Raw genomic sequence first — 23,818 nt, 5'->3', positions numbered from 1 at the left:
AATGCCCTCTCCCGGGACGGGAGAGGGAGCGCCGCTCACGGCAGAAGATGCCCCAGCCGTTGGCCGAGAGCGGTGAGGCCGCTGGAGGCGGGGACGTCGGCGCCGGCGACCAGATCGACCGTCCGGCGGACGGCGCCGTCATAGTCGATGCGGAGCTTGCCGACGACGTCGCCGCGATGGACCGGGCTGGGCAGCGGCTCGGCCAGGGTGGCGACGACATGCAGGCTGTTGCGGTCGGCGGGCGCCATGGTGACCGTCACGTCGTCGGCGACCGTCACCGGGACGCTGTCCTCCGCCCCCATCCACACCGGCGCCTGTTCGACCAGCTCGCCCTTGTGCAGCAGCGGGTAGAGCTTGAAGCTGTTCCAGGCCCAGTCGAGCAGCCGCGTCGGCTCGTCGTTGCGGGACTGCGGGCTGGGCAGGCCGTTGACGACCAGAACCAGACGGCGGCCGTTGCGCTCGCCCGACGCGGTCAGGCCGTAGCCGCCGACCTCGGTGTGGCCGGTCTTGATGCCGTCGACGCTGACGGGATGGTAGAGCAGCGGGTTGCGGTTGCCCTGGCGGATGCCGTTCCAGGTGAAGGTCCGTTCCGACTCGTAATGGTAGAATTGCGGGAAGTCGCGGATCAGGTGGCTGGCGAGGATCGCCAGATCGCGGGCGGTGGTATAGTGGTCCGGGTCCGGCCAGCCGCTGGCGTTCATGAAATGGGTGTCGGTCATCCCCAGCTCGCGCGCCTTGGCGTTCATCAACGCGGCGAAGGCGGATTGGCTGCCGGCCAGCCCCTCGGCCAGCGCCACGGCGGCGTCGTTGCCGCTGTCGATCAGCAGGCCGCGCAGCAGATCCTCCACCCGCACCTGACTGCCCAGCTTCAGGAACATGCGCGAGCCGCCCATCTTCCAGGCGGTCTGGCTGACCGGGAAGCCGGTGTCGAGCGTCGTCCGGCCATGGACCAGCGCGTCGTAGGTGAGATAGGCCGTCATCATCTTGGTCATCGACGACGGCGCCATGCGGGTTTCGCCGTTCTTGTCCAGCAGCACCTCCCCGCTGGTCAGATCGACCAGATAAGCCTGCTTGGCCGCCGTGTCCGGCGGGGTCAGCGCGATGGCGGGGACCGAACCCAGGAGGGCGGCGGCGAGCGACAGGCAGGCGGCCAGATGACGGAGCGGTCTGCGGAACGGGGCGGCGGAACGGGGCGGATTGGCGACGATCACCCTGCGGATCCTCTGAGGTGACGGATGGCTCTTTCGACGGCCGTTTCCATGAACCATCGCCGCGCCGGCTTCACCCCTTATTTTCGTATGGGCCGCAATTTTAATGTGGGACAGCGGCAGGATCAGGCCGGCCCAAGGTCAGGCGGGCCCAAGGTCAGGCGGGGTCGAGCAGCCGCGGGCCGGCGCCGGCGTCGCCAAGCTCGTCCCACGGGTTGCGCAGGGGGCAGTCGCGGATCGACAGGCAGCCGCAGCCGATGCAGCCGTCCAGATTGTCGCGCAGCTTGGTCAGCTTGGCGATGCGGTCGTCCAGCTCCGCCCGCCAGCGCTCCGACATGCGGCGCCAGTCGGCGGTGGTGGGGGAGCGGTCCTGCGGCAGGGCGTTCAGCGCGTCGGCGATGGAGGCGAGCGAGATGCCGAGCCGCTGCGCCACCTTGATGACCGCCACCCGCCGCAGCACGTCGCGCGAAAAGCGGCGCTGGTTGCCGGGATTGCGCCAGCTGCGGATCAGCCCCTGCGCCTCGTAGAAATGGATGGTCGAGACAGCCACGCCGGAGCGGCGCGCCACCTCCCCCACCGTCAGGTCCTTGTCGTAGTCCTCAGGTGACAGCATTGCGGTTCCTCCCCTTTCCTGCAACCCTCCGTCCCGCAAGTCTGACGGCTTTTCCGCTTGACCTCAAGTCCTGTTGAGGTTTTAGGGTCGCCCAACTTTGCTGCCCGAACGGGCCGGATGGTGCAACGAGGGGGATGGGGACCGAATGAGCAGGGGAAAGTTTGCCGCCTTGCAGGAACGTTTGGCGGGATTGGGTGAGCTTGTGTTCCGGCCGATCCTGCCGGGCGCCACGCTGCGCGACCGGATGATCGCCTGCTGCGGCGCGCTGCTGGGCATCGCCGCGACCGGATTGCTGTGCCGCAACATGCTGACCTTCATGTCCAGCGCGCCGGTCCTGGTGGCGCCGATGGGAGCGTCGGCGGTGCTGCTGTTCGCCGTGCCGGCCAGTCCGCTGGCCCAGCCCTGGTCGATCATCGGCGGCAACACGCTGTCAGCCGTCGTCGGCGTGCTGGTCGCCAGCGTCATCCCCGACCCGATGCTGGCCGGGGCCGCCGCTGTGGCTCTGGCCATCGCCACCATGTCGCTGACCCGCTGCCTGCATCCGCCGGGCGGCGCCGCCGCGCTGACCGCGGTGCTGGGCGGGCCGGCGGTAACGGAGATGGGCATCAAGTTCGCCTTCTTCCCGGTCGCGGTGAACTCCATCCTGCTGGTGACGGCCGGACTGATGTTCCATCGGCTGTCGGGCCACCGTTATCCGCACAGGGCGGTCAACACCCACCGCACCAACGATCCGCCGGCGCAGCTGCGCCCCGGCCTGACCCAGGGCGACGTCGACGACGCGCTGCGCACGCTGGCCGAGACGCTGGACGTCAGCCGCGACGATCTGGGCACCCTGCTGGTCAATGCCGAGCTGCATGCGCTGGAGCGGCTGCATGTCGACATCAGCTGCCGGGAGATCATGTCGCGCGACCTCGTCACCGTCACGCCGGACACCCATCCGCAGGTGGCACGCGCCCGGCTGCTGGAGCATGGCTTCCGCACCTTGCCGGTGGTGGATGCGCAGAACATACTGGTCGGCATCGTCGGGCACGAGCAGCTGTCGCACGGTGATGTCGCCCATCATGGAACGCGCGTCGGCGCCGTGATGGCGCCGGCGGCGACCGAGCTGCCCGACACGCCGGTCTTCCGCCTGCTCGGCCGGCTGTCCGACGGCCGCACCCACGATGTGGTGATCGTCGACCAGAACCGCCGGATCCTCGGCATGGTCACCCAGACCGACCTGCTGGTGGTGCTGGCCCGCACCGCGCTCGCCCGTGCGGTGCAGACCGGAGTGGACGGGCTGACCGAAGCGCTGCCGCGCGGCTATCTGCGCGACGTGACGGCCGGACGGGCCTAGCGGTTCGCCACGGCCCCCTCCCCCTTCGCCGGCCCTGGAGCGGAGGGGGACTGGGAGGTTTGAACTCTGGTGACGGCGGTTCGGCGTGCGAGCAGGCCGCCGGCCCAAGGTGGCGAGCCCGACAGTCAGAGCGCGATCTCGACGACGATCTTGCCGCCGGCACTGCCGTCGCCCACGGCGGTGTGCGCTTCGTCGGCCTGCTCCAGCGAGAAGCGCCGCGGATCGAGACGGGGCAGCAGCTTGCCGGCTTCGACCAGGGCGGCGGCCTGGCGCAGGATTTCGCCGTGGTTCGCCATTCCTTCCCCCGTCAGCATGGGCAGCAGGGTGAAGACGCCGGAATAGGTCGCGGCCCGGAACGACAGCGGCGCCAGCGCATGCGTCCCCCAGCCCAGGCAACTGACCACATGGCCGAAGCGCCGCACCGCCTGGAACGAGGCGTCGAGCACCGGCCCGCCGGCGGTGTCATAGACCAGATCGAAACCACGGCCCTGGGTGTGACGGGCGACGTAGGCTTCGACCGTCTCCGCCCGGTAATCGATGGCGGTGGCGCCCAGCTGTTCGACCAGCGCCAGCTTCCCCACCGATTCCGTCGCCCAGACGGTCGCGCCGAAGGCACGGGCGATCTGCACCGCCACATGGCCCACACCGCCGGCGCCGCCCTGGACCAGAACCGTCTGGCCGGACAGCACATTGGCGCGGTCGACCAGACCTTCCCAGGCGGTGATGGTGATCAGCGGCAGCGCGGCGGCTTCGCGCATCGTCAGGTTCACCGGCTTGTGTGCGAGCAGCTCGGCCGGAACTGCGGCGTACTCCGCCAGCGAGCCCTGCCGGCCACCGACGCCGCCGGTCATGCCATAGACCTGATCGCCGGGCTTGAAGGCGGTGACACCGGGTCCGACGGCGACGACCTCGCCCGCCAGATCGATGCCGAGGATGGCAGGCAGCGGATGCCTCGCGTGGGCGGCGGCGCCGGCCCGGATCTTGGTGTCCAGCGGGTTGACGCCGCTGGCGGCGATGCGGACCAGCACTTGGCCGGGACCGGCCACCGGCCGCGCGACCTCGGTCAGCCGGAACGGGGCGTCGTACGCATCCAGCACCAGCGCGCGCATCGTGTTGTTCGGATCCTGGGACATGACCTTGCTCCTTGTTGGGGTGCCTCGTGGTGATGTCCCAAAGGATGTGCCCAACGTGGATGTTTGAAAAACAACGATACTGTTTGAACCCCATTCATTTCTGTATGATGCGCCATGGAGTGGAGCGACCTTCGGATTTTTCTGGCGATCGCCCGCGAGGGCACGCTCGGCGCGGCGGCACGGCGGGTCGGACAGACCCAGCCGACCATGGGGCGTCGTCTGCGCGCGCTGGAGGAGGCGGTGGGGCACACACTGTTCCAGCGGACCAGCGACGGCTTCGTGCTGACCGACGAAGGGGCGGCTGTGTTGCGCCACGCCGAGCGCATGGAAGAGGAAAGCCTTGCGCTGGAACGCGAACTGGCCGGCCAAGGCGGACGGCTGGAGGGCAGCCTGCGGCTGTCGTCCTCCGACTGGTTCGGCCTGCACATGCTGACGCCGGTCATTCACGAGTTCACCCAGCGCCATCCCGGTGTGGTGGTGGAGCTGTTGACCGAGTCACGGTTGCTGAGCCTGTCCAGGCGCGAGGCCGACCTCGTGTTCCGCATCCGTCCGTTCGAGGAGCCGGAAGTGGTGCAGCGCAAGCTGACCCGGATCGACTACGCCCTATACGGGATTGTCGGCAGCTTGCCGCCGGAGGTCGGTGACGGCACGGGCTGCGCGCTGGTCACGATGGACGTCGCCTTTGGCGGCATGCCGGATGTCACATGGTTGCGGCGGATGCTGCCGAACGCCCGCATCGCGTTTCGCAGCAACAACCGTGACGTCCAGGCCGCCATGGCGGCCTTCGGCGTTGGATTGGCGGTTCTGCCGCGTCCAATCGGCGATGCCTTGGACAGGTTGCAGGTCATCGACCTCGGCGAACCGCCGCCCGGACGCGATGTCTGGGTCGGCTATCACCAGGATCTCCGCCGGTTGGCGCGCCTGCGCGCCCTGCTGGATCTGATGATCGACCGCTTTTCGTGACTATCGGCCTGTGATGCGCAGCGTCACCAGAGTTCAAGAATCGGCGGGACCGGCGTCACCAAAGTTCAACGGCGGGAGTCCGCAGGAGATCAGGCGATGCGCGCCATCACCCGCTCGTTGATCGGCGGTCGCGACGGGTAGAGGATCAGCCCTTCGGCCGCTTCTTCGACACGGGCGTCGGGATAGGCGGCCATGGCGTATTTCAGATTCGGGATGAACTTGGTCTTGAACTGGCGGACCAGGGCGTAGCCGGCGCCGAATTGGCCGTGCAGGGCCGCCCAGGTGATCGGCGTCGGCTTGTCCAGCGAATGCAGGCGGTAGGCCAGCCAGATGTAGACGTCGAGCGCCATCGACTTGCCGCTGATCGCCTTCAGCGCCTCTTCCGCCACCGGGACCGGATGTTCGCGCAGCGCCTTGAAGAAGCTGTCGCTGAGCCGCACCGTCTCGGTGAACAGGGTCCCCTGGCGGTCGTCGGGCCGCCGCAGCTGGATGGCGTCGGCGACGATCGATTCCTTGCTCTGCCGCCGTCCGCCGTCGGCGTCGGTGAAGAAGGTCAGATGGCAGGCGGACAGGCGGGCGGCCTGATCTTCCACGTCGCGATAGGCCTTGCCGCAGATCGGAATGTCCATGCGCTTCAGCCAATCATGCATGGAGCCGCCCAGCTCCACCTCCGGATTTCCGGTCTGGATGGCGCGGGTCTGCAGATAAAGCAGGATCATGCGCGCCCGGCTGCCATAGGGGACGCCGATTCGGCGGGTGACGCCGTTGCGGTCCTCGATCACACCGGGCTGGATCACCAGCTTCACCTTGTGGCCCGGCCGTTCCCAATGCTGGTCGTCGGGAAGCTGGCGGTGGGGCAGCGCCGTCTGGCAGAATCCGGCGTAGGTGATGCCAAGCTTGCCGTTCTCCGCCGCCTGGACCGCGGCGGCGATGTCGATCAGGGGCCGTTCCTCGTCCGAAACGAGGGCCAGCGCGCCGTCGCGTCCGTGAGTCTCGATCAAACGATGAATGCTGCCCATGACGACCTCCCGCTTTTGGCCGCCATGACCGTCGTATGACGGGCCGGTGACCGAACCTGCCAGATACAACACCCCGGATCGCGCCGAAGGCAATTTGAACCTTGGTGACGCAGGCTAATTGGAAGCTATTTGGAACCAACTATTAGATTCGTCACCAAGGTTCAGGGGATAAGTCCGAGTCGCGTCACCACAGTTCAAGGATGGCGTCACCAGAGTTCATGGGGAAAAACCGGGGGTCTGTGGACGAATCGGGTCTGTCGATCGCTTGGCGATTTGAACCTTGGTGACGCTGGACTTGTCGATTCGGGGGCGGAGTCGGGTGGCGGGGCCTGCAAAGCGTCACCAAAGTTCAAGGATTCCAGCGGGTAAGATCGGGCTTTGCGAGGGGCCTGTTCTGCGGCCCAGTCCGCAGGCTGCCGGACGGCATGGGATTTCCGTCATCCCCGCGAAGGCGGGGAATCCAGGAAACGCCCCGGTTAAGCCGCTGAAATGGCTGGATTCCCGCATTCGCGGGAGTGACGCTGAGATGGGTGGAGGCTCGTCCCGCCATTCGTCATCGGTCCGCACTGTCCGGGCGTCACCAAAGTTCAAACGGCCGGTCGAGTCGATTCGGGGGCCAGGGCGTCACCAAAGTTCAAACCCCCGAAGCGCCGCTGTACCGCTCCGCGTCACCAAAGTTCAGGAGTCTTGCCGAGTCGGTCCGGCTGGGGGCGTCACCAAAGTTCAAATCCGGGCCGGCCGTACCGCCGTTGGGGCGTCACCAAGGTTCAGGCGTCCCGCCGCCAGGGAACCGGGCGGCGGCGGCGGAGTTGTCTTGCCCTGGGGTTCGGCCGGGCGGAGGGGGCGATATGGCGCGGAATGCGATGACGGCATCGGCGGACGGGGCTGAAGACGGGGAATCGGGGAAGGTCGTCTTTGCCGCCATCGCGTCAAATCTGGCGATCACCGTCACCAAATTCGTCGCGGCGGTCTTCACCGGCAGCGCCTCCATGCTGAGCGAGGCGGTCCATTCCCTGGTCGATACCGGGAACGAGGCGCTGATGCTGGTCGGGCTGAAACGGTCGAAGAAGCCGCCCGACGAGCGCCATCCCTTCGGCTACGCGCGCGAACTGTATTTCTGGACCTTCGTCGTGGCGCTGGTGATCTTCGCCGGCGGCGCCGTGGTCTCCATCTATGAGGGGGTGGAGAAGATCCTGCACCCGCAGCAGGTGGAGTCGCCCTGGATCAACTTCGTCGTGCTGGGCATCGCCTTCGTGATGGAGGGGATCAGCTGGACCATCGCATTGCGTGCCTTCAACGCCAGCCGTGGCGAGGCCGGCGTGATCGAGACGGTCCATGCCAGCAAGGACCCCACCGTCTTCATCGTGCTGTTCGAGGATTCGGCCGCCCTTGTCGGGCTGCTCATCGCCGCCGCCTGCCTGTCGGCCGACTTGGTTCTGGACCAGCCGGTGTGGGACGGCATCGGATCGGTCCTGATCGGGCTGGTGCTGGCGATGACCGCCGCCTTCCTCGCCTATGAGACCAAGAGCCTGCTGATCGGCGAATCCGCCCGCCCCGACCTCGTGCGCGGGGTGCGCGCCCTGCTGATGGAGGATGCAGCCGTCGACCAGGTGAACGAGGTGCTGACCATCCATCTCGGCCCGCAGGTGGTGATCGTGACCGTCAGCCTGGATGTGCGGGACGAGGTCAGCGCCGGGCAGGTGGAGCAGGCGCTGGCCCGTATCGAACGGCGGGTGACGGAGCGATTCCCGGAAATCCGCCGCGTCTTCACCGAAGTGCGGGCGGCGGGCGTGCCGACCGACAACGGAACCAACCGGAACGGGTGATCCATGCCAGTGTCGATTCAAGCCGGGCTGTGGGGCCTGCTCAGCGGTTCGGCGCTTTTGCTGGGGGCGGGGGCGGCCTGGGTCGCCAACATCCCGCAGCGCGTGATCGCCGCGGTGATGGCCTTCGGCAGCGGCGTCCTGATCTCCGCTTTGTCCTTCGAGCTGATGGAGGAGGCGATCCAGCGTGGCGGCTTTATCGCCACCGCGCTCGGCTTCCTCGGCGGGGCGCTGGTCTACACGCTGGCCAACGTCGCCGTCTCCAAAGCCGGCGGCAAGCACCGCAAGCGGTCGGGCGGGCAGCAGAAGGCGTCCGACTCCGGCGGCGATAACGGGCTGGCCATCGCCATCGGCGCGCTGCTGGACGGCATCCCTGAATCCATCGTCATCGGCGTCAGCCTGATCGAAGGCGGGGCGGTCAGCATGGTCGCGGTCATCGCCGTCTTCCTCTCCAACGTGCCGGAAGGGCTGTCGAGCGCGGCCGGCATGCGCAAGGCCGGCAAATCCGCCGCCTATATCTTCGGGCTTTGGGCCGGCATCGCCCTGATCTCCGGGCTGGCGGCGTGGCTGGGCTATGTGGTGTTCGCCGGGCTGGGCGACGCGGTGGTGGCGGCAACCCAGGCGGTGGCGGCCGGCGCCATCCTGGCGATGATCGCTGACACCATGATCCCGGAAGCCTTCGAGGCGACCCACGATTATGCCGGCTTCATCACCGTCGCCGGTTTCCTCGCCGCCTTCACCCTGTCCAAGATGGGCGGCTGAGGGCGTTTGTTGTGGCAACTCCGCGCAGGCTCCATTGACAAAGTTCCGGCAACTTGCTCAGACTCCGCGCGGCCGTATCTATGGGCCACCGGAGTCTGAAGGGGAATTATCGGAATGCTGTCGATCGGGGGCGACGACATGCGCCAGCTGCGCGAGCGCCGCGGCGAGAACCAGACGCAGTTCGCCGAATGGCTGAACGCGCAGCTCGGCCGCAGCTACACCAAGGCTCGGATCAGCCGCTGGGAAAGCGGGGCGGAGCGTATTCCGCAGCAACTGGTCGATTTCCTGACCCGCCACAAGGCGGACGAGCGGCCCCGCTCCGCCACCTATCTGGCGGTCGCCAACCAGAAGGGCGGCGTCGGCAAGACCGCCACCGCCGTCAACCTCGCCTATGCCCTGACGGAGGGCGGGGCGCGGGTGCTGCTGATCGACTGCGATTCCCAGAGCAACGCCACCGTCCATGTCGGCATCGGCAACGCCGCCATCGTCGCCTTGGAGCAGCAGCGCAAGACACTCTATTATGTGCTGCGCTCGGAAGAGCCGCTGACCTCCGTCATCATGCCGACGGCGGAGCGCGGGCTGGACCTCGCCCCCGCCGGGCTGTCGCTGGCCGATGCCGACGTGGAACTGGCGGCGGACTCGACCGGCGGGCTGATCCTGCGGGAGAAGCTGGACGAGGTGCGCCACGCCTATGATTTCGTGGTGATGGACTGCGCCCCCAACCTGGGGCTGGTCACCGCCAACGCGCTGTCGGCGGCCGAGCTGGTGGTGGTGCCGGTGCAGACGGAGGCGCTGGCCCTGCTGGGTGTCAAGCGGCTGGTCGACACCATCGGCCGCATCCGCCGCCGGGTGAACCCCAGCTTGCGCATCGCCGGCATCATCCCGACCATGTACAACGACCGGCTGACCCAGGACCGCGCCACCCTGCAGGAGCTGCACGAATCCTACGCCGATCAGGTCCCGGTCTTCGCCCCGATCCCGCGCGCCACCGTCTATGGCAAGGCGGCGGCGGCCGGCATGATCACGCTGGCCGGCGACCCGAAGGCGCCGGGGGCCGAGACCTTCCGCGAGGTGGCGCGCCAGATCCGTGCCTATGCCCAAAACCGGGAGTTGCCGCATGTCGCGTAAGTTCGAACGCAAGACCCGTGAGCTGCTGGGCACCGCGGCGGAGCCGGTGGGCGCGATGGCAGGCGGGCTGATGGTGGGCAGCGACCGGCTGTTCGGCACCTCGGCCGGCTTCCCGCATGTCGTCGAACTGGACCTCGCCCGCGTCCACCGCAATCCCGATCAGCCGCGCCGCCATTTCGACGAGGCCGAGCTGCGCAGCCTCGCATCGTCCATCGAGCGGCATGGGTTGCAGAACCCGATCCTGGTCCGCCCGCTGCCCCAGGGCGAGTATCTGCTGATCGGCGGCGAGCGCCGGGTGCGCGCGCATGAGATGCTGGGCCGCAAGACGGTCTTCGCCATCCTGACCTCCGGCGATCCGGACGAGATCGGGCTGATCGACAATGTCCAGCGCGTCGACCTGAACGCGGTGGAATATGCGGCGGCGCTGGCCCGGCTGATCGACAAGCACGGCTACACCCATGACGAACTGGCCGCCGTGGTCGGGCGCGACCGCACCGACGTGACCAAGCTGCTGGCGATCATGGGCCTGCCGGCGGAGATCCGGGAGGAGTATGCGACCGGGTTCGCCCATGTCTCCCGCTCCGTGATGATCGAGATCGCCGCCGCCCCGGCGGAGTTGCACGCCCGGCTGTGGGAACGGGCCAAGGAGGGGGCGAGCGTCAAGGCGGTGCGGCAGGCCAAGCGCGACCATGCCAGCGGGGGCGCTGCCGATGCTGATGCTGTTCCGCAGGAACCGGATGCCAAGGAGGCGATGCGGACGCTGCAGGCCAGCGTGAAGCGCATCCTGCGCGAAGTGGCCGTGGTGCGCGAGCAGCGCCGCTTCCTCGACCCCGACAACCGCGACCAACTGGTGCGGCTGCGGGCGGAGATCGATGCCATTCTGGAGGGGGAAGCGGGCGCCTAGACGCCTTCCCCCAGCAGCGATTTGGGTTCCAGGAAGGCGTCGAGGCCGAAGCTGCCGTACTCGCGGCCGATGCCGGACTGCTTGAAGCCGCCGAAGGGCGCCTTCGGGTCGTGGGCGAGGCTGTTGATCAGCACGCGGCCGGCGACGATGCGCTCCGCCACGCGGCGGGCGCGGGCGGTGTCGGCCGACAGCACATAGGCCTGGAGGCCGTAGATGGTGTCGTTGGCGATGGCGATCGCCTCCTCCTCATCCTCATAGGGAAGGACGGAGAGGACCGGGCCGAAGATCTCCTCGCGGGCGATGGTCATGTCGTTGCAGACCTCGGTGAACAGGGTCGGGCGCACGAACCAGCCGCCGGAAAATTCCGGTTGCCCGTCCGGCCGCCCTTCTCCGCCGGCCAGCAGGACGGCGCCCTCCTCCACCCCGATGCGGATGTAGCGCTGCACCCGCTCCCACTGGGTCCGGCTGACCATCGGGCCGACGGTGGTCGCCGGATCGTGCGGGTCGCCGGCGCGCACCGCCTCGACCACCGCCTTGGCCAGCGCTTCGATCTCGGCGAGGCGGCTGCGCGGGGCGAGCAGGCGGGTGCCGGCGATGCAGGCTTGGCCGCTGTTCATGAAGGCGGCGTTGATCGCCAGCGGGATCGCCCGGGACAGGTTGGCGTCATCGAGGATGATGGTCGGCGACTTTCCGCCCAGTTCCAGCGTCACCCGCTTCAGCGTGTCGGCCGCCGCGTGCAGGATCGCCTTGCCGGTGGCGGTGGAGCCGGTGAAGGAGATCTTGGCGACGTCCGCATGGCTGGAGATCACCGCCCCCACCCGGTCGCCGCGGCCGGTCACGATGTTGAACAGGCCGGGCGGGAGGCCGGCGGCATGCAGCGCTTCGGTGACGATCTGCGTCTGGCGGGCGCTCATCTCGCTGGGCTTGATCACCGCGGTGCAGCCGGCGGCGACGGCGTTGGCGAGTTTGCCGCAGATGAAGCCGGCATTGCTGTTCCACGGCGTGATGAGCCCGGCGACGCCGAGCGGCTCCATGCTGACCTGGGCCGTGCCCATCCGGCGGAGGAAGGGGTAGTCGGCCAGCAGCGCGGCGGTCTCGCGGAAGGCGTTCACCGGGTGATCGACCATGAAGGCGGCGCGCGAGGCCGGGGCGCCATACTCCTCGATCACCGCGTCCAGCAGATCGTCGCGCCGGGCGGCGACGGCATCGCCCAGCCGGTGCAGCATGGCGATGCGTTCCGCCTTGCCGGTCCGGGAGAAGGCCGGAAAGGCGCGCTTGGCGGCGGCGATGGCGGCGCGGGCATCCTCCTCGTCGGCAAGGCGGACGCGGCCGGTGACGGCGCCGGTCGCCGGGTTGTGCAGGTCGAACAGTTCGGTCCCGTGCGGGGTGACGAAGCGTCCGTCTATATAGATGGTGTCGATGTCGTGCATGACGGGTCTCGCGGAATGGCTGGTGGCTGGCCATTCAGGTGGCACAGCGGCCGTCGGGTGATAAGGTGGACAATCCCGCATGAATCGGTGAACGGATCGGGACAATGTCACTCACTGGACTGGCCGAGCTTGAGGCCGTGCAGGCGGTCGCCCGGCATCGCGGTTTCCGGGCCGCGGCGGCCGAGCTGGGGATGTCGCGCTCGGCGCTCAGCCACGCCATCGCGGCGCTGGAGGAGCGGTTGGGGGTGCGGCTGTTCCACCGGACGACGCGCAGCGTGGCGCTGACCCAGGCGGGCGAGCAGTTCGTCGCCGACACCGCCCCTGCCCTGCGCGACATCCGGGCCGCCATCGACCGGCTGTCCGACCATCGGGCATCCCCCACGGGAACGCTGCGCATCAACAGCTCGGCCGGCGCGGCGCGGATGATCATGAGGCCGGTCATCCTGGAGTATCTGCGCCGTTATCCTGAGATGACGGTGGACATCGTCACCGAAGGCAAGCTGGTCGACATCGTGCTGGAGGGCTTCGATGCCGGGGTCCGGCTGGCGGAACAGGTGCCGCAGGACATGATCGCCATCCCGCTCGGCCCGGAGCTGCGCTTCGCGGTGGTCGGCACGCCGGACTATTTCGCCGGTCGCTCCCTGCCGGCCACGCCGGCTGATCTTGCCGGGCACCGCTGCATCCGCAGCCGGTTGCCGAGCGGCGCGCTCTATCACTGGGAGTTCGAACGGCATGGCGAGACGGTCGCCATCGACGGCAGCGGGCCGCTGATCCTGGATGATCCGGATCTGATGCTTGAGGCCGTGCGGGCAGGGATGGGGGTGGGCTATCTGGCGGAATGGCATATCGCCGAGGACATCGCTGTCGGGAGGTTGCTGCGCGTGCTGGAGGCGTGGACGCCGCCGTTTCCGGGCTTGTGTCTTTATTATTCAGGTCGACGCCACCTGCCGCCGGGGTTGCGGGCGTTGGTCGATCTGGTGCGGGAGCTTGGGGGCGGACGGTAGAGGGCGATGTGGGACGTCCCACAATCACGTCCCTCTCCCGTCCCGGGAGAGGGAAGGGGCCCATGCGGAGCATGGGAAGGGTGAGGGGCTAGGCACGGAGCCATGCGGTTCAGGAGTCTTGGATCACCCCTCACCCTCCCCACGCCTTCGGCGCGGGTCCCCTCCCTCTCCCGGGACGGGAGAGGGCATTTCAAGGCGCCGGCTCCAGAAGGGGCGGTCTTGCCAGCGGCGTTCCAGGCCGTACCACGCGTGCAGATGGGCACGGTAGGCGTCGCGGATCGGTGTCAGGCCGGCGGCGTAGCCGGACAGTGCCGTGGGATCGCCGAACAGATGACGGTGGGCGGCCTCCGCCCCGGCGAGGCCGGTGTAGAGCGCATTGAAGATGCCCTGCGACGACAGCGGGTCGAAGCCGAGAGCGGCGTCGCCGACCGCCAGCCAGCCCTCGCCGGAGGCGGGGGACAGGGTGCTGCTGTGGGCGGCGCAGAAACCTCCCCTCCCCTCCCCCTGCCCCTCCGGTTCGAAGCCGCAGGCGCGCAACGAATCTGCAAGCACGGAACAGCCGGACAGCCGGCGCAGGAGCGATGCGGTGTCGCGGGCATCCGCCGCGGCGGGCAGGTCGGCGTCGGTGTGGAAGGCGACGACCCGGCGGCCGGCGGGCAGCGGGGCGCTGTACCACCAGCCATCCGGCTCCGCCTCGATCCAGGTCAGGCCGGACTGCCGGCCGGGGGCGTCCCGGCCATGGACCCAGCCGCAGACCAGCCGGTCCGACACCGCCCGCCGGGCGCCGAAACGCTTGGCGAGCGGCGAGCCGCGCCCGCCGGCATCGACCAGCAGGCGGGCGTGGACGGGAAGGCAGCGGCCGGCGGTCTCCACCTCCAGCAGCCAGCCCTCCCCTGCCCGGTTGACCGACAGCGTCTGGGCCGGGATCAGCAGGGCTGCGCCGCGCGAGACCGCCACCCGGCGCAGCCAGCCGTCGAAACGGCCGCGGTCGAGATGCCAGCCCGGCCCGTCGAGGTCGCGCAGATTGTCGGCCTCGACCGGCAGCGGCCCGCCCCAGACCGACCGGCCGCCATGGCAGGGGGAATGACCTTCCGCGAGGAAGGCGTCCCACAGACCCATGTCGGTCAGCAACCGACGCGCCGCCGGAGCCAGCGATTCACCGATGCGGATGGCGGGACCAGCCCGCCGGTCCAGCACCAGCACCCGGTGCAGCGGCGCGAGGTTGAGGGCGAACGCGGTCCCGGCGGGGCCTGCCCCCACCACGACCGCATCCGCTTCGATCATGCCTGTCCGGGTCACCGCAGTCCGCGTGGGAAGCGGCGGACCTTGTCGATCCGGCTGAGGTCGATCGGCTGGGTCGCCCGCAGCCCGGCACCGCCGCCCGACAGGGCCGGCGCCTTGGTGGACAGGGTGTGGTGGGCGGTGCGGACGGCTTTGGTGTCGACCGTGTCGTCCACGTCGGGGATCGGGATATGCTGGTCCTCCACCTCGATCAGCGGCGGGAACAGCCTGGCGCCTTCGGGATCGGTCGGGCCGGGATTGACCTCGACCACGCCGAGATGGTCGAAGTGATGGATCATGTTGTTGATCTGGTCGGTGTAGCTGGTGGTGCCCAGCGGCGCCACCCAGGCGGCGCGGTTGGCGAAGGCGGCCAGACGCACCTGGGCCGGTTGGGCGGCGTCCATCACGATGTCGTAGTTCTCGCGGGTCAGCACCTCGTTGGGCACGCGGGCCGGCCAGAAGGTCGGGACATTGGGATCGTAGCCGGGATCGTAGCCGGAGCGGCAGCTGCCGGTGTCGGTCTGCCACGGCACCGCCATCCAGCGGGTGATGCCACCGGGAAGCTGGCCATAGAGCGGGCCGTTGGGGATGGTCACGGTGTCGCTGGACAGGATGGCGCCCAGCCCCGGCTCGACCCAGCCCTTCGGCGCATGGGCGAAGCGGAACGGCTCCATATACAGGGTGGCGGCGCGGACCGGCCAGGTCATCTCACAGCCGGGATGGAAGGCGTCGGCGAGGCAGAAATCCAGCGCGGCGCGGGTCAGCACGTCGCCCTGCTCGTCCAGCGGGACCTGATCGAAGTCGGTGTAGACCGGGACCTTGCCCCAATCATCGTCGAAGTCGCCGGCGACCCATTGGTCGAGGAACTCCAGCTGGGTCTGGGTCAGCGAGGTGTATTGGCGCGGCGTCTCGGCCGGTGGGATGTTCATCGCGTCGCCATAGACCCAGGGCCAGGGCGTCGGCGACCAGCTGTCCACCGCGTCATGGCGGAAGGCGTTCTTCAGCACCCGCCGGGTTTCCTGGTTGGCGAGGCTGCGGTCGCTGAGCCGCGCGATCCACTCCGGCTTGGTGAAGTCGTTGGCGGAGTTCCAGCCGAACCCGGCGGCGAAGCCGGCATTGACCCATTGCAGGCCGGTCATCCGCTCGAACACCGGGTAGATGTCGTGGGTGAAGGACGGGCGGGTGGGCTTGGGCAGAGTTCCGGCCTGGATCGCCACGTCGCGCATCAGATCCCACATGGTGCGCACCGACTTGCGCTGCGGCCCGTAGTTCGGCGGGGCGACGACGATCCAGGCGGGGGTGACCGGCAGCTCCATGCCGTTCAGCTTCACCACGGCATCGACCGGGCCGTCCGACACGTCGTCGTGCCAGCCCTCGTTGTTGCCGAAGGTGATCGCCTTGGTGCCGTTGTAGGAGGCCGACTTGCCGCGTTCGCCGGTGACCAGCAGGCGGTGGTCGCCCTCCTCGCACCACATGCGGCCGAGATAGACCGGTTCGCCCTGGTGCATGAATTTGCCGGCGACCAGTTCGTGGCTTTGCCTGCCGTGGCCGGCGTGGATGGCATGCTCCCCGGCATCCAGCACCAGCGCCTGACGGTCGGCGACGGTCGGGTTGCGCAGCGTGGTCGGGTCGGCGGATGCCGCCTCCGGAATGTCGAGCGCCAGTTGGAAGCCGTACCAGGCCGACTTCTTGTTGGCGAGATGGACCTTCCAAGTGATGTCGGCACCGCTGTCGGCGGCAGTCAGCTCGCGGACGATCCGGCCCATGGCGTTGACGCCATAGATGCGGAAGCGCGCGGCCTGCGGCAGAAGCCGGCCTTCGGCGTCACGGTAGGGATTCCGCGCCGGGTCGTCGCCGGCCATCAGCGGCTTCGGGTTCGGCACTTCGGGGCCGACGACATAGCCTTCCGGCGCGTTGCCGATGCGGGCGATGCCGATGGGCGGGTAGATCACCGCCTTGACGATGCAGTCGTCCTTGGGCAGCGGCGGCGTCTGGGTGCGGGGCTGCGTCGGCTGTTGCAGCGGCTGGCCGTTGGCCTGATGGCGGACGTCGGCGCCGTGGTTGTAGACCACCTTGCGCACCGCGGCGATGCTGCCCTGCGGCGCCTGCTCCACCGGCGTGCGCCAGATGTTGAAGGCCAGCTCCTGCCCATAGTCGCCCTGGCCGCGGGCGCAGACATCCTGCTTGGGCAGGACCAGAGTCGCGACCGGCTGGTAGGGGTACTGGTCGGCCGACCATTCCTCCGTCGCCTTGTCCAGCGGATAGCCGGCGCTTTTCGGCACCACCTGCACCATGAAGGTGAAGCGGTAGTCATCCTCCAGCAGCCGGTTGGCGAGGTCGGTGGCGAGATAGTTCTTGTCGTCGGTCGGGACATTGACCGCCGGATGGCTGGGCGGCGGCGTTTCCGGCACCAGCGAGTATTTGGCGTAATGGTCGGGGCCGAAGGCGAAGGGCAGGATCGCCCAGTACTGGGTGGTCAGCACGCTGCCGTCGACCTGGGCCGACATGGCGTTGAGAATGCCGTCGGTCTTCGGATGCTTGGCGAGATAGCTGGGATAATCCTTCAGGACCGTGCCGGCATAGGTGAACTCGCACATCTGCTCCGCGTCGTCGACGAAGAAGACGGGAAAGTTCTGCATGATGAAGTCGGCAACGTCGCCCGTCTCGCCCAGCGCGTTGACGCCATCGACGCCCCAGACCCTCAGCCCGATGCCGAGCGTCGAACCCAGATCGGGCGAGGTCGGGCTGGTGTCGCTGGAAAAGCGCATCCAGGCCGGCAGCTCGTCCTTGGCGAAGACGCCGACGCGCAGCGCCTCCGGCCGGTTGGGATCCATCACCAGACGGCCATGGGCGGCCCCGTGCAACTTGCGGAACACTGCACGCTCCGCCGGCTTCTGGCCCAGCGCGATGCGCTTCATCTGGCCCATGGCGATGAACATCTCGTCCAGCCGCTGGGTGGCGTTGGTCGCGCAGTCGAAGCAGGGGGGACTCTTGTTGGGGTCTTTGGCCGTCATTCGCTCCGTCTCCTGTATCGTCCGGCGGCGCTGCCGGGGCGGGGTGGGCACGTCAGTCGTGGGAGGTTGTGTTCGTTGTTTGATTTTCCCGCGTCTTGACTCGTGCTTACGCGAGCACTTGAAGGGTTTCCACCGGAAATAATCAGGTCGGCACACAATTTTCGTGTTTGGGAGAGTTGGTGGTGACGGAGCGCTTCGAAGGTTGAGGATTTCCGCGGCTGTTCGTGCCAGTGATCCGGAGGTGCCGATGTGGGACGTCCCACAAAGCGTTAGGCTGCTCCCCTACCCCATTGCTGTGTATGATGAACAATCCGTTCCGCAGAGGTCCGACCAGAATGAGCGACAACTTCTTCGACATCGCCGCCGCCCGCTTCCCCGCCGATGCCGACAGCAGCTTCATCGAGCTGGAGTCCGGCCGCCGCTACAGCTACCGCGACCTGATGGAGATCAGCGGCCGCTATGCCCGGCTGCTGGCGGAGCTGGGCGTCGCCAAGGGCGACCGCGTGGCGGTGCAGGTGGAGAAGTCGGCGGAGGCTGTCTTCCTCTATCTCGCCTGCCTGCGGGCCGGGGCCGCCTATCTGCCGCTGAACACCGCCTATACCAAGGCCGAGGTCGGCTATTTCCTGGGCGATGCCGAGCCGAAGGTCTTCGTCTGCACGCCCGGCAACGAGATGGCGCTGGCCGACACCGCGAAGGGCGCCGGGGTGGGCACGCTGCTGACGCTGGGCACCGGTGGCGACGGCAGTCTGCCGGAACGGGCGGCCGGGCTGGATCCGGAGTTCGACACGGTGGCGTGCGCGGCGGACGATCTGGCGGCTATCCTCTACACCTCCGGCACCACCGGGCGGTCGAAGGGGGCGATGATGAGCCACCGCAATCTGTCCTCCAACGCCGCCACCCTGCACCGCATCTGGGGGTTCCGGCCGGACGACGTGCTGCTGCACGCCCTGCCGATCTTCCACACCCATGGCCTGTTCGTCGCCACCAACTGCGTGCTGATGAACGGCACAGGCATGCTGTTCCTGGGCAAGTTCGATCCGGATGCCGTGTTCCGCCTGCTGCCGCGGGCCACCGTGATGATGGGGGTGCCGACCTTCTACACCCGCCTGCTGGCCGACCCGCGGCTGACGCGGGAGGCGGCGGCGCATATGCGGCTGTTCATTTCCGGCTCCGCCCCGCTGCTGGCCGACACCCACCGGGAGTTCCGGGAGCGCACCGGCCACGCCATCCTGGAGCGCTACGGCATGACGGAGACCGGCATGCTGACCTCCAACCCGCTGGACGGCGACCGCATCCCCGGCACCGTCGGCTTTCCGCTGCCCGAGGTGTCGGTGCGGGTCGCCGACGAGAAGACCGGGGAACCGGTCGCGGAGGGCGGGATCGGCGTGCTGGAGGTGAAGGGTCCGAACGTGTTTTCCGGCTATTGGCGCATGCCGGAGAAGACGGCGCAGGAGATCCGCCCCGGCGGCTGGTTCATCACCGGCGATGTCGGCCGGATCGACGAGCGCGGCTATGTCCACATCATCGGCCGCGCCAAGGATCTGGTGATCTCCGGCGGCTTCAACGTCTACCCCAAGGAGGTGGAGACGGTGATCGACGGGATCGAGGGCGTGGTGGAATCGGCGGTGATCGGCATCCCCCACCCGGATTTCGGCGAGGCGGTGATGGCGGTGGTGCTGCGCCGGCCGGGCGCTACGGTCGATGAGGCGGCGGTGGTCGGCGCCTGCAGGGAGCAGCTGGCGAACTTCAAGGTGCCGAAGGCGGTGGCCTTCGTCGATGAACTGCCGCGCAACGCCATGGGCAAGGTGCAGAAGAACCTGCTGCGCGAGGCGAACAAGGGCCGTTTCGGAGCGTAAGGGGAACGCCGGCCAGGGTCCCCAAGTTATCGCTTGTCCGCCGTCCGCGGCGGGAGCAATGCTCGGCCTTCTGCCGCGCCCTACCCCTTTCGAAGGGAGGGGTGCGGCTCCGGCTTTTTCCATGTGCGTCCGCGATGATGACCCTGTTCCGCCGTGCCGTCCTGCCGCTGGCGGCGGCCTTGCTCGCCCTGCCCGTTTCGGCCATGGCCGGACAGCGCAGCTATGCCGCCACCCACGGCGCCGCCCCCTTCGTGACGGAGCATCTGATCCCCGGATCGGACCTCGACCTCGATCAGGTCGACCGTACCCTGCCGCAGGCGCGGGTGGTGGCGCTGACCATCGACGACGGGCCGGACGCCAATGATCCGCGCATCCTCGACATTCTGCGGGCGCATGGGGCGAAGGCGACCTTCTTCTACATCGGCGACAAGATCCCGGCGCATCACGACATCGCCCGGCTGGTCGCGGCCTCCAGCAACGAGGTCGGCAGCCACACCCAGACCCACCCGATGACCACCGACCTGAAGCCGGCGGAGCGCGAGTGGAACATCGCGCAGGCGGAGAAGGCGCTGGCGTCGGTCGGGGTGACGGCGACGTGGTTCCGGCCGCCCTTCGGCGATGTGGACGACGCGCTGGCGGCGCTGGTGCGCCGGCACGGCATGGCGACGGTGCTGTGGACCGCCGACAGCCAGGACTGGAAGGACAGTGGCTCCGACATCATCCGCCACCGGGTGACCGAGCGGCTGGTGCCCGGCGCCGTGGTGCTGATGCACAGCACCAAGGCGGCGACCGTCGCGGCGCTGCCGGCGATCCTGGAGGAGGGGGAGAAGCGGGGGCTGCGCTTCGTCACCATGAGCGAGTGGGAGGCGGCGATGCGGCAATCGGTGACGCCGGAAATGGCGCTGCTGCACCCGGCGCCGCGGCGGCGCTGAAGGCCCGCGCCGGGGTAGGGCCGGGGCCAGGGTAGGGATGCAAGGATGTCCCATCGGCGGGGATGCCCGGCCGGTGTAGGATGGCGGCGGGCGGCCGTCATCCCTCAGGGCCGCCGTTGGAAGCACCGCCATGCCAGTCGAGCCCTTCACTCTGATCCTCTCGCTGCTTCAGCAGATGTGCGTCTATCTGGTGATCGCCTATCTGCTGAGCCGGACGCCGCTGTTCCTGCCGCTGACCCATGTGACGGTGCGCTGGCCGCACAAGCTGGCCTGTTACGCGATCTTCTCGATCTTCTGCATCATGGGCACCTATTTCGGCCTGCACATCGACGACAGCATCGCCAACACCCGCGCCATCGGGGCGGTGCTGGGCGGCATCTTCGGCGGGCCGTCGGTGGGGCTGGCGGTCGGGCTGACCGGGGGCTTGCACCGCTATTCGCTGGGCGGCATGTCGGCGCTGGCCTGCGCCATCTCCACCATGGCGGAGGGGCTGATCGGCGGGCTGGTCCACCGGCACATGGTGCGGCAGGGGCGGATCGAACCGCTGTTCAACCCGCTGCGCGTCGGCGCCGTCACCTTCGTGGCGGAGGTGGTGCAGATGCTCATCATCCTGGCGGTGGCCCGGCCGTTCGAGGCGGCGATGCATCTGGTCGAGGTGGTGGCGGCCCCGATGATCGTTGCCAACACGCTCGGCGCGGCGCTGTTCATGCGCATCCTGCTGGAGCGCCGCGTGCTGGACGAGAAGCAGTCCAGCGCCTTTTCCGCCAAGGCGCTGAAGATCGCCGCGCGTTGCGACGGCGTGCTGCGCGGCGGGTTCAACAGCGAGAACAGCACCCGCGTCGCCCGCATCATCTATGAGGAGACCGGCGTCGGTGCCGTCGCCATCACCGACCGCGAGAAGCTGCTGGCCTTCATCGGCATCGGCGACGACCACCATCTGCCCGGCACGCCGATCAGCTCGCCGCAGACGCATCAGGCCATCGCCAGCAATCAGGTGATCTATGCCGACGGCAACGAGGTGGCCTATCGCTGCTCGATCAGTCCGGGCTGCCGGCTGGGGGCGGCGCTGGTGATCCCGCTGGTGGGCGAGGAGGGCGGGGTGATCGGCACCATCAAGCTGTACGAGCCGCGCACCAAGATCTTCTCCACCATCAACCGCACGCTGGGGGAGGGCGTGGCCCGGCTGCTGTCCAACCAGATCCTGGCCGGGCGGTATGAGCAGCAGAAGGCGCTGCTGGCGCAGTCGGAGATCAAGCTGCTGCATGCGCAGGTCAACCCGCATTTCCTGTTCAACGCGCTGAACACCATTTCCGCCGTCATCCGCAACGATCCGGAGCGGGCGCGGCAGCTGGTGCAGAACCTGTCGACCTTCTTCCGCAAGAACCTGAAGCGCCCGAGCCAGATGGCGACGCTGGCCGACGAGGTCGAGCATGTCAGCGCCTATCTGCAGATCGAGCTGGCCCGCTTCACCGGCCGGCTGGCGGTGGAGATCGAGGTGCCGGACGATCTGCGCCACGCCCGGCTGCCGGCCTTCTCGCTCCAGCCGCTGGTGGAGAACGCGATCAAGCACGGCACGGCGCAGCTTCTGGGCGACGGCCGGGTGCGCATCGCGGCGCGGCGGGAGGGCGGCGATTTGCTGCTGTCGGTGGAGGACAATGCCGGGCTCTATGAGGCCAAGCCGGGTGGCGACGGGTTGGGGATGACCATCGTCGACCGCCGCATCCGCAACCGCTACGGTGAGGATTACGGCGTCTCGGTCGCCTGCGAGCCGGATGCCGTCACCCGCGTCACTTTGCGCCTGCCCCTGGAAGAAGAGACCGTGCCCGCATGACGGCCGCCATGAATGTCCTGATCGTCGACGACGAGCCGCTGGCGCGTGAGGAGCTGCGCCGGATGCTGGAGGAGGCCGCCGACATCCGCATCGTCGGCGAATGCGCCAACGCCATCGAGGCGATCGGCGCCATCAACCGGCAGGCGCCCGACGTGGTCTTCCTCGACATCCAGATGCCGCGGGTCAGCGGGCTGGAGATGCTGAGCATGCTCGATCCCGAGCAGATGCCGCGCATCGTCTTCCTGACCGCGCACGACGAGTATGCTGTCCAGGCCTTCGAGGAACATGCCTTCGACTATCTGCTGAAGCCGGCCGATCCGGCGCGGCTGGAGAAGACGCTGCAGCGCCTGCGCCGGCAGCATGCGCCGCAGGAGGTGTCCGTCCTGCCGGGAGCTGCGGAGCTGCGCCACATTCCCTGCACCGGGGTCAACCGCATCACCCTGATGAAGCTGGCCGATGTCGAGTATGTCGTCTCCCGCCCCGCCGGCGTCTATGTGGTGGGGGAGGACGGGCAGGAGCGCTTCACCGAATTGACGCTCCACACCATCCAGGAGAAGAGCCCGCTGTTCCGCTGCCACCGCCAGCATCTGGTCAATCCGGACCGCATCCGGGAAATCCGCTTCGTCGACGGCGGGCTGGCGGAGATTCAGACCAGCGGCGGGCATGTGGTCCCAGTCAGCCGGCGCTTCCTGGGCGCGCTCAAGGAACGGCTGGGGATGGGGTGAAGCCGGCGATTGCCCGCTCCACCGCCGCTTCGGCATGGATGGCGGTGGTATCGAACAGGGGAACGGCGCTGTCCTCCGGCTTCACCAGCAGCATGATCTCGGTGCAGCCGAGGATGATCGCCTCGGCACCACGCTCCACCAGCCGGGCGATGACCTCGCGGTAGGCCTGCCGGGAGGCGGGTTCGACCCGGCCCTGGACCAGTTCCTCGTAGATGATGCGGTGGACGGTGGCGCGGTCGGCGTCGTCGGGGATCAGCACCTCCAGCCCGTGGCGGTCGGCCAGCCGGCCCTTGTAGAAGTCCTGCTCCATGGTGAAGGCGGTGCCGAGCAGCCCGACGCGGCGGTGGCCGGCGGCGCGGATGCGCTCGGCCGTGGGGTCGGCGATGTGCAGCAGCGGGATGGCGACGGCGGACTGCACCTCGGCCGCCATGCGGTGCATGGTGTTGGTGCAGATCAGCAGGAAGTCGGCGCCACCGCGCTCCAGCCGGCGGGCGGCGTCGATCATCAGGGCGGTGGCGTCGTCCCAGCGGCCGGCATGCTGCAACGCCTCGACCTCGGCGAAGTCGAAGGACCACATCAGGCAGCGGGCCGAGCGCAGCCCGCCCAGCCGGTCGCGGACGCCCTCGTTGACGATGCGGTAATATTCGGCGGAGCTTTCCCAGCTCATGCCCCCGATCAGGCCGATCACTTTTTGCGACACCGGGCGGGTCTCCTGCCTTGGTGGATGGGACACTTGGAACGCCGTGAAACGGTTTTCGGTCTGCTGTTCACCTGTTCAGCAACTGCCGGCCGACGACGCTTTCTTCCTAACACGGGACCGCTGAAGCGGGTAGAGCGGGATGAAACGGGCCATTCG

The 23,818-nt window shown here is 68.5% G+C and carries 19 protein-coding genes; 11 read left to right on the top strand and 8 right to left on the bottom strand.

Annotation, left to right across the window (positions count from 1 at the left end):
* Nucleotides 1-35: 35 nt before the first annotated feature.
* A complete protein-coding gene (locus M5E06_RS34445; protein WP_252142104.1) occupies nt 36-1,211 on the bottom strand; it encodes a D-alanyl-D-alanine carboxypeptidase family protein in 1,176 nt (391 codons plus the stop codon).
* 154 nt (nt 1,212-1,365) lie between these two features.
* A complete protein-coding gene (soxR, locus tag M5E06_RS34440) occupies nt 1,366-1,821 on the bottom strand; it encodes a redox-sensitive transcriptional activator SoxR (protein ID WP_109074726.1) in 456 nt (151 codons plus the stop codon).
* Between the two features lie 145 nt (nt 1,822-1,966).
* On the opposite strand from soxR, the gene M5E06_RS34435 reads away from it, so the two are divergent.
* Nucleotides 1,967-3,157: an HPP family protein gene (locus M5E06_RS34435; protein WP_252142103.1), complete on the top strand. Its 1,191-nt coding sequence runs from the start codon at nt 1,967-1,969 to the stop codon at nt 3,155-3,157.
* Between the two features lie 125 nt (nt 3,158-3,282).
* Here M5E06_RS34435 and M5E06_RS34430 read toward each other — a convergent pair whose 3' ends face one another.
* Complete coding sequence (locus M5E06_RS34430) at nt 3,283-4,290, bottom strand: zinc-dependent alcohol dehydrogenase family protein (protein WP_252142102.1); 1,008 nt, start codon at nt 4,288-4,290, stop codon at nt 3,283-3,285.
* A gap of 114 nt (nt 4,291-4,404) precedes the next feature.
* Between M5E06_RS34430 and M5E06_RS34425 the strand changes: the two genes are divergently transcribed.
* Nucleotides 4,405-5,253 carry a LysR family transcriptional regulator gene (locus M5E06_RS34425; RefSeq protein WP_252142101.1) on the top strand — a complete coding sequence of 283 codons (849 nt, stop codon included), beginning with the start codon at nt 4,405-4,407 and terminating at the stop codon, nt 5,251-5,253.
* A gap of 89 nt (nt 5,254-5,342) precedes the next feature.
* Here the strand turns inward: M5E06_RS34425 and M5E06_RS34420 are convergent, their stop codons facing one another.
* Nucleotides 5,343-6,272, bottom strand: a complete 930-nt coding sequence (locus M5E06_RS34420) for a replication protein RepA (RefSeq protein ID WP_109074722.1) — start codon at nt 6,270-6,272, stop codon at nt 5,343-5,345.
* 848 nt (nt 6,273-7,120) lie between these two features.
* Here M5E06_RS34420 and M5E06_RS34415 point away from each other — a divergent pair.
* The 4 genes from M5E06_RS34415 to M5E06_RS34400 all read left to right on the top strand — a co-directional run bounded on the left by M5E06_RS34415 (nt 7,121) and on the right by M5E06_RS34400 (nt 10,889).
* A complete protein-coding gene (locus M5E06_RS34415) occupies nt 7,121-8,098 on the top strand; it encodes a cation diffusion facilitator family transporter (protein WP_252142100.1) in 978 nt (325 codons plus the stop codon).
* 3 nt (nt 8,099-8,101) lie between these two features.
* Nucleotides 8,102-8,857, top strand: coding sequence for a ZIP family metal transporter (locus M5E06_RS34410; protein ID WP_252142099.1), 756 nt, complete (start codon nt 8,102-8,104; stop codon nt 8,855-8,857).
* Nucleotides 8,858-8,971: 114 nt separating this feature from the next.
* Nucleotides 8,972-9,985, top strand: coding sequence for an AAA family ATPase (locus M5E06_RS34405; protein WP_109150984.1), 1,014 nt, complete (start codon nt 8,972-8,974; stop codon nt 9,983-9,985).
* Entirely contained in the window at nt 9,975-10,889 is a 915-nt protein-coding gene (locus M5E06_RS34400) for a ParB/RepB/Spo0J family partition protein (protein WP_252142098.1), read from the top strand. Before M5E06_RS34405 ends, M5E06_RS34400 begins: the two co-directional genes overlap by 11 nt.
* On the opposite strand, the gene M5E06_RS34395 is transcribed toward M5E06_RS34400, so the two are convergent.
* A complete protein-coding gene (locus M5E06_RS34395; RefSeq protein WP_252142097.1) occupies nt 10,886-12,319 on the bottom strand; it encodes an aldehyde dehydrogenase family protein in 1,434 nt (477 codons plus the stop codon). The genes M5E06_RS34400 and M5E06_RS34395 overlap by 4 nt on opposite strands.
* Before the next feature lie 104 nt (nt 12,320-12,423).
* Between M5E06_RS34395 and M5E06_RS34390 the strand changes: the two genes are divergently transcribed.
* Nucleotides 12,424-13,323 carry a LysR family transcriptional regulator gene (locus tag M5E06_RS34390; RefSeq protein WP_252142096.1) on the top strand — a complete coding sequence of 300 codons (900 nt, stop codon included), beginning with the start codon at nt 12,424-12,426 and terminating at the stop codon, nt 13,321-13,323.
* 123 nt (nt 13,324-13,446) lie between these two features.
* On the opposite strand, the gene M5E06_RS34385 is transcribed toward M5E06_RS34390, so the two are convergent.
* Together M5E06_RS34385 and M5E06_RS34380 are read right to left on the bottom strand one after the other, a co-directional pair.
* The gene (locus M5E06_RS34385) at nt 13,447-14,607 is read right to left on the bottom strand and encodes an NAD(P)/FAD-dependent oxidoreductase (protein WP_252142095.1); all 1,161 of its coding nucleotides are present in this window, start codon (nt 14,605-14,607) and stop codon (nt 13,447-13,449) included.
* Nucleotides 14,608-14,618: 11 nt separating this feature from the next.
* A complete protein-coding gene (locus M5E06_RS34380; protein WP_252142094.1) occupies nt 14,619-17,618 on the bottom strand; it encodes a LodA/GoxA family CTQ-dependent oxidase in 3,000 nt (999 codons plus the stop codon).
* 335 nt (nt 17,619-17,953) lie between these two features.
* On the opposite strand from M5E06_RS34380, the gene M5E06_RS34375 reads away from it, so the two are divergent.
* The 4 genes from M5E06_RS34375 (at nt 17,954) to btsR (ending at nt 22,962) form a co-directional block, all read left to right on the top strand.
* Nucleotides 17,954-19,474, top strand: a complete 1,521-nt coding sequence (locus M5E06_RS34375) for a malonate--CoA ligase (protein WP_252142093.1) — start codon at nt 17,954-17,956, stop codon at nt 19,472-19,474.
* Nucleotides 19,475-19,608: 134 nt separating this feature from the next.
* On the top strand, nt 19,609-20,406 hold the full coding sequence (locus M5E06_RS35775; RefSeq protein WP_286209135.1) for a polysaccharide deacetylase family protein: 798 nt from the start codon (nt 19,609-19,611) through the stop codon (nt 20,404-20,406).
* Between the two features lie 130 nt (nt 20,407-20,536).
* A complete protein-coding gene (locus tag M5E06_RS34360; RefSeq protein ID WP_252142092.1) occupies nt 20,537-22,237 on the top strand; it encodes a sensor histidine kinase in 1,701 nt (566 codons plus the stop codon).
* Nucleotides 22,238-22,245: 8 nt separating this feature from the next.
* Nucleotides 22,246-22,962: a two-component system response regulator BtsR gene (gene btsR / locus M5E06_RS34355; RefSeq protein WP_252142210.1), complete on the top strand. Its 717-nt coding sequence runs from the start codon at nt 22,246-22,248 to the stop codon at nt 22,960-22,962.
* Here btsR and M5E06_RS34350 read toward each other — a convergent pair.
* Nucleotides 22,937-23,662, bottom strand: coding sequence for an aspartate/glutamate racemase family protein (locus M5E06_RS34350; protein WP_252142091.1), 726 nt, complete (start codon nt 23,660-23,662; stop codon nt 22,937-22,939). The two genes, btsR and M5E06_RS34350, sit on opposite strands and share 26 nt — an antisense overlap.
* Nucleotides 23,663-23,818 lie beyond the last annotated feature (156 nt).

The sequence above is a fragment of the Azospirillum sp. A1-3 genome (assembly GCF_023806445.1).
Lineage (GTDB): Bacteria > Pseudomonadota > Alphaproteobacteria > Azospirillales > Azospirillaceae > Azospirillum.
Note: the sequence above shows the minus strand (reverse complement) of the source record. Positions and strands in the feature narration are given on the sequence as shown.

Excerpts from the sequence above, each read along its gene's own strand:
- soxR (WP_109074726.1), bottom strand. The coding sequence starts at position 1,821 with ATGCTGTCACCTGAGGACTACGACAAGGACCTGACGGTGGGGGAGGTG.
- M5E06_RS34435 (WP_252142103.1), top strand. The coding sequence starts at position 1,967 with ATGAGCAGGGGAAAGTTTGCCGCCTTGCAGGAACGTTTGGCGGGATTG.
- M5E06_RS34430 (WP_252142102.1), bottom strand. The coding sequence starts at position 4,290 with ATGTCCCAGGATCCGAACAACACGATGCGCGCGCTGGTGCTGGATGCG.
- M5E06_RS34425 (WP_252142101.1), top strand. The coding sequence starts at position 4,405 with ATGGAGTGGAGCGACCTTCGGATTTTTCTGGCGATCGCCCGCGAGGGC.
- M5E06_RS34420 (WP_109074722.1), bottom strand. The coding sequence starts at position 6,272 with ATGGGCAGCATTCATCGTTTGATCGAGACTCACGGACGCGACGGCGCG.
- M5E06_RS34415 (WP_252142100.1), top strand. The coding sequence starts at position 7,121 with ATGGCGCGGAATGCGATGACGGCATCGGCGGACGGGGCTGAAGACGGG.
- M5E06_RS34410 (WP_252142099.1), top strand. The coding sequence starts at position 8,102 with ATGCCAGTGTCGATTCAAGCCGGGCTGTGGGGCCTGCTCAGCGGTTCG.
- M5E06_RS34405 (WP_109150984.1), top strand. The coding sequence starts at position 8,972 with ATGCTGTCGATCGGGGGCGACGACATGCGCCAGCTGCGCGAGCGCCGC.
- M5E06_RS34400 (WP_252142098.1), top strand. The coding sequence starts at position 9,975 with ATGTCGCGTAAGTTCGAACGCAAGACCCGTGAGCTGCTGGGCACCGCG.
- M5E06_RS34395 (WP_252142097.1), bottom strand. The coding sequence starts at position 12,319 with ATGCACGACATCGACACCATCTATATAGACGGACGCTTCGTCACCCCG.
- M5E06_RS34390 (WP_252142096.1), top strand. The coding sequence starts at position 12,424 with ATGTCACTCACTGGACTGGCCGAGCTTGAGGCCGTGCAGGCGGTCGCC.
- M5E06_RS34385 (WP_252142095.1), bottom strand. The coding sequence starts at position 14,607 with ATGATCGAAGCGGATGCGGTCGTGGTGGGGGCAGGCCCCGCCGGGACC.
- M5E06_RS34380 (WP_252142094.1), bottom strand. The coding sequence starts at position 17,618 with ATGACGGCCAAAGACCCCAACAAGAGTCCCCCCTGCTTCGACTGCGCG.
- M5E06_RS34375 (WP_252142093.1), top strand. The coding sequence starts at position 17,954 with ATGAGCGACAACTTCTTCGACATCGCCGCCGCCCGCTTCCCCGCCGAT.
- M5E06_RS35775 (WP_286209135.1), top strand. The coding sequence starts at position 19,609 with ATGATGACCCTGTTCCGCCGTGCCGTCCTGCCGCTGGCGGCGGCCTTG.
- M5E06_RS34360 (WP_252142092.1), top strand. The coding sequence starts at position 20,537 with ATGCCAGTCGAGCCCTTCACTCTGATCCTCTCGCTGCTTCAGCAGATG.
- btsR (WP_252142210.1), top strand. The coding sequence starts at position 22,246 with ATGAATGTCCTGATCGTCGACGACGAGCCGCTGGCGCGTGAGGAGCTG.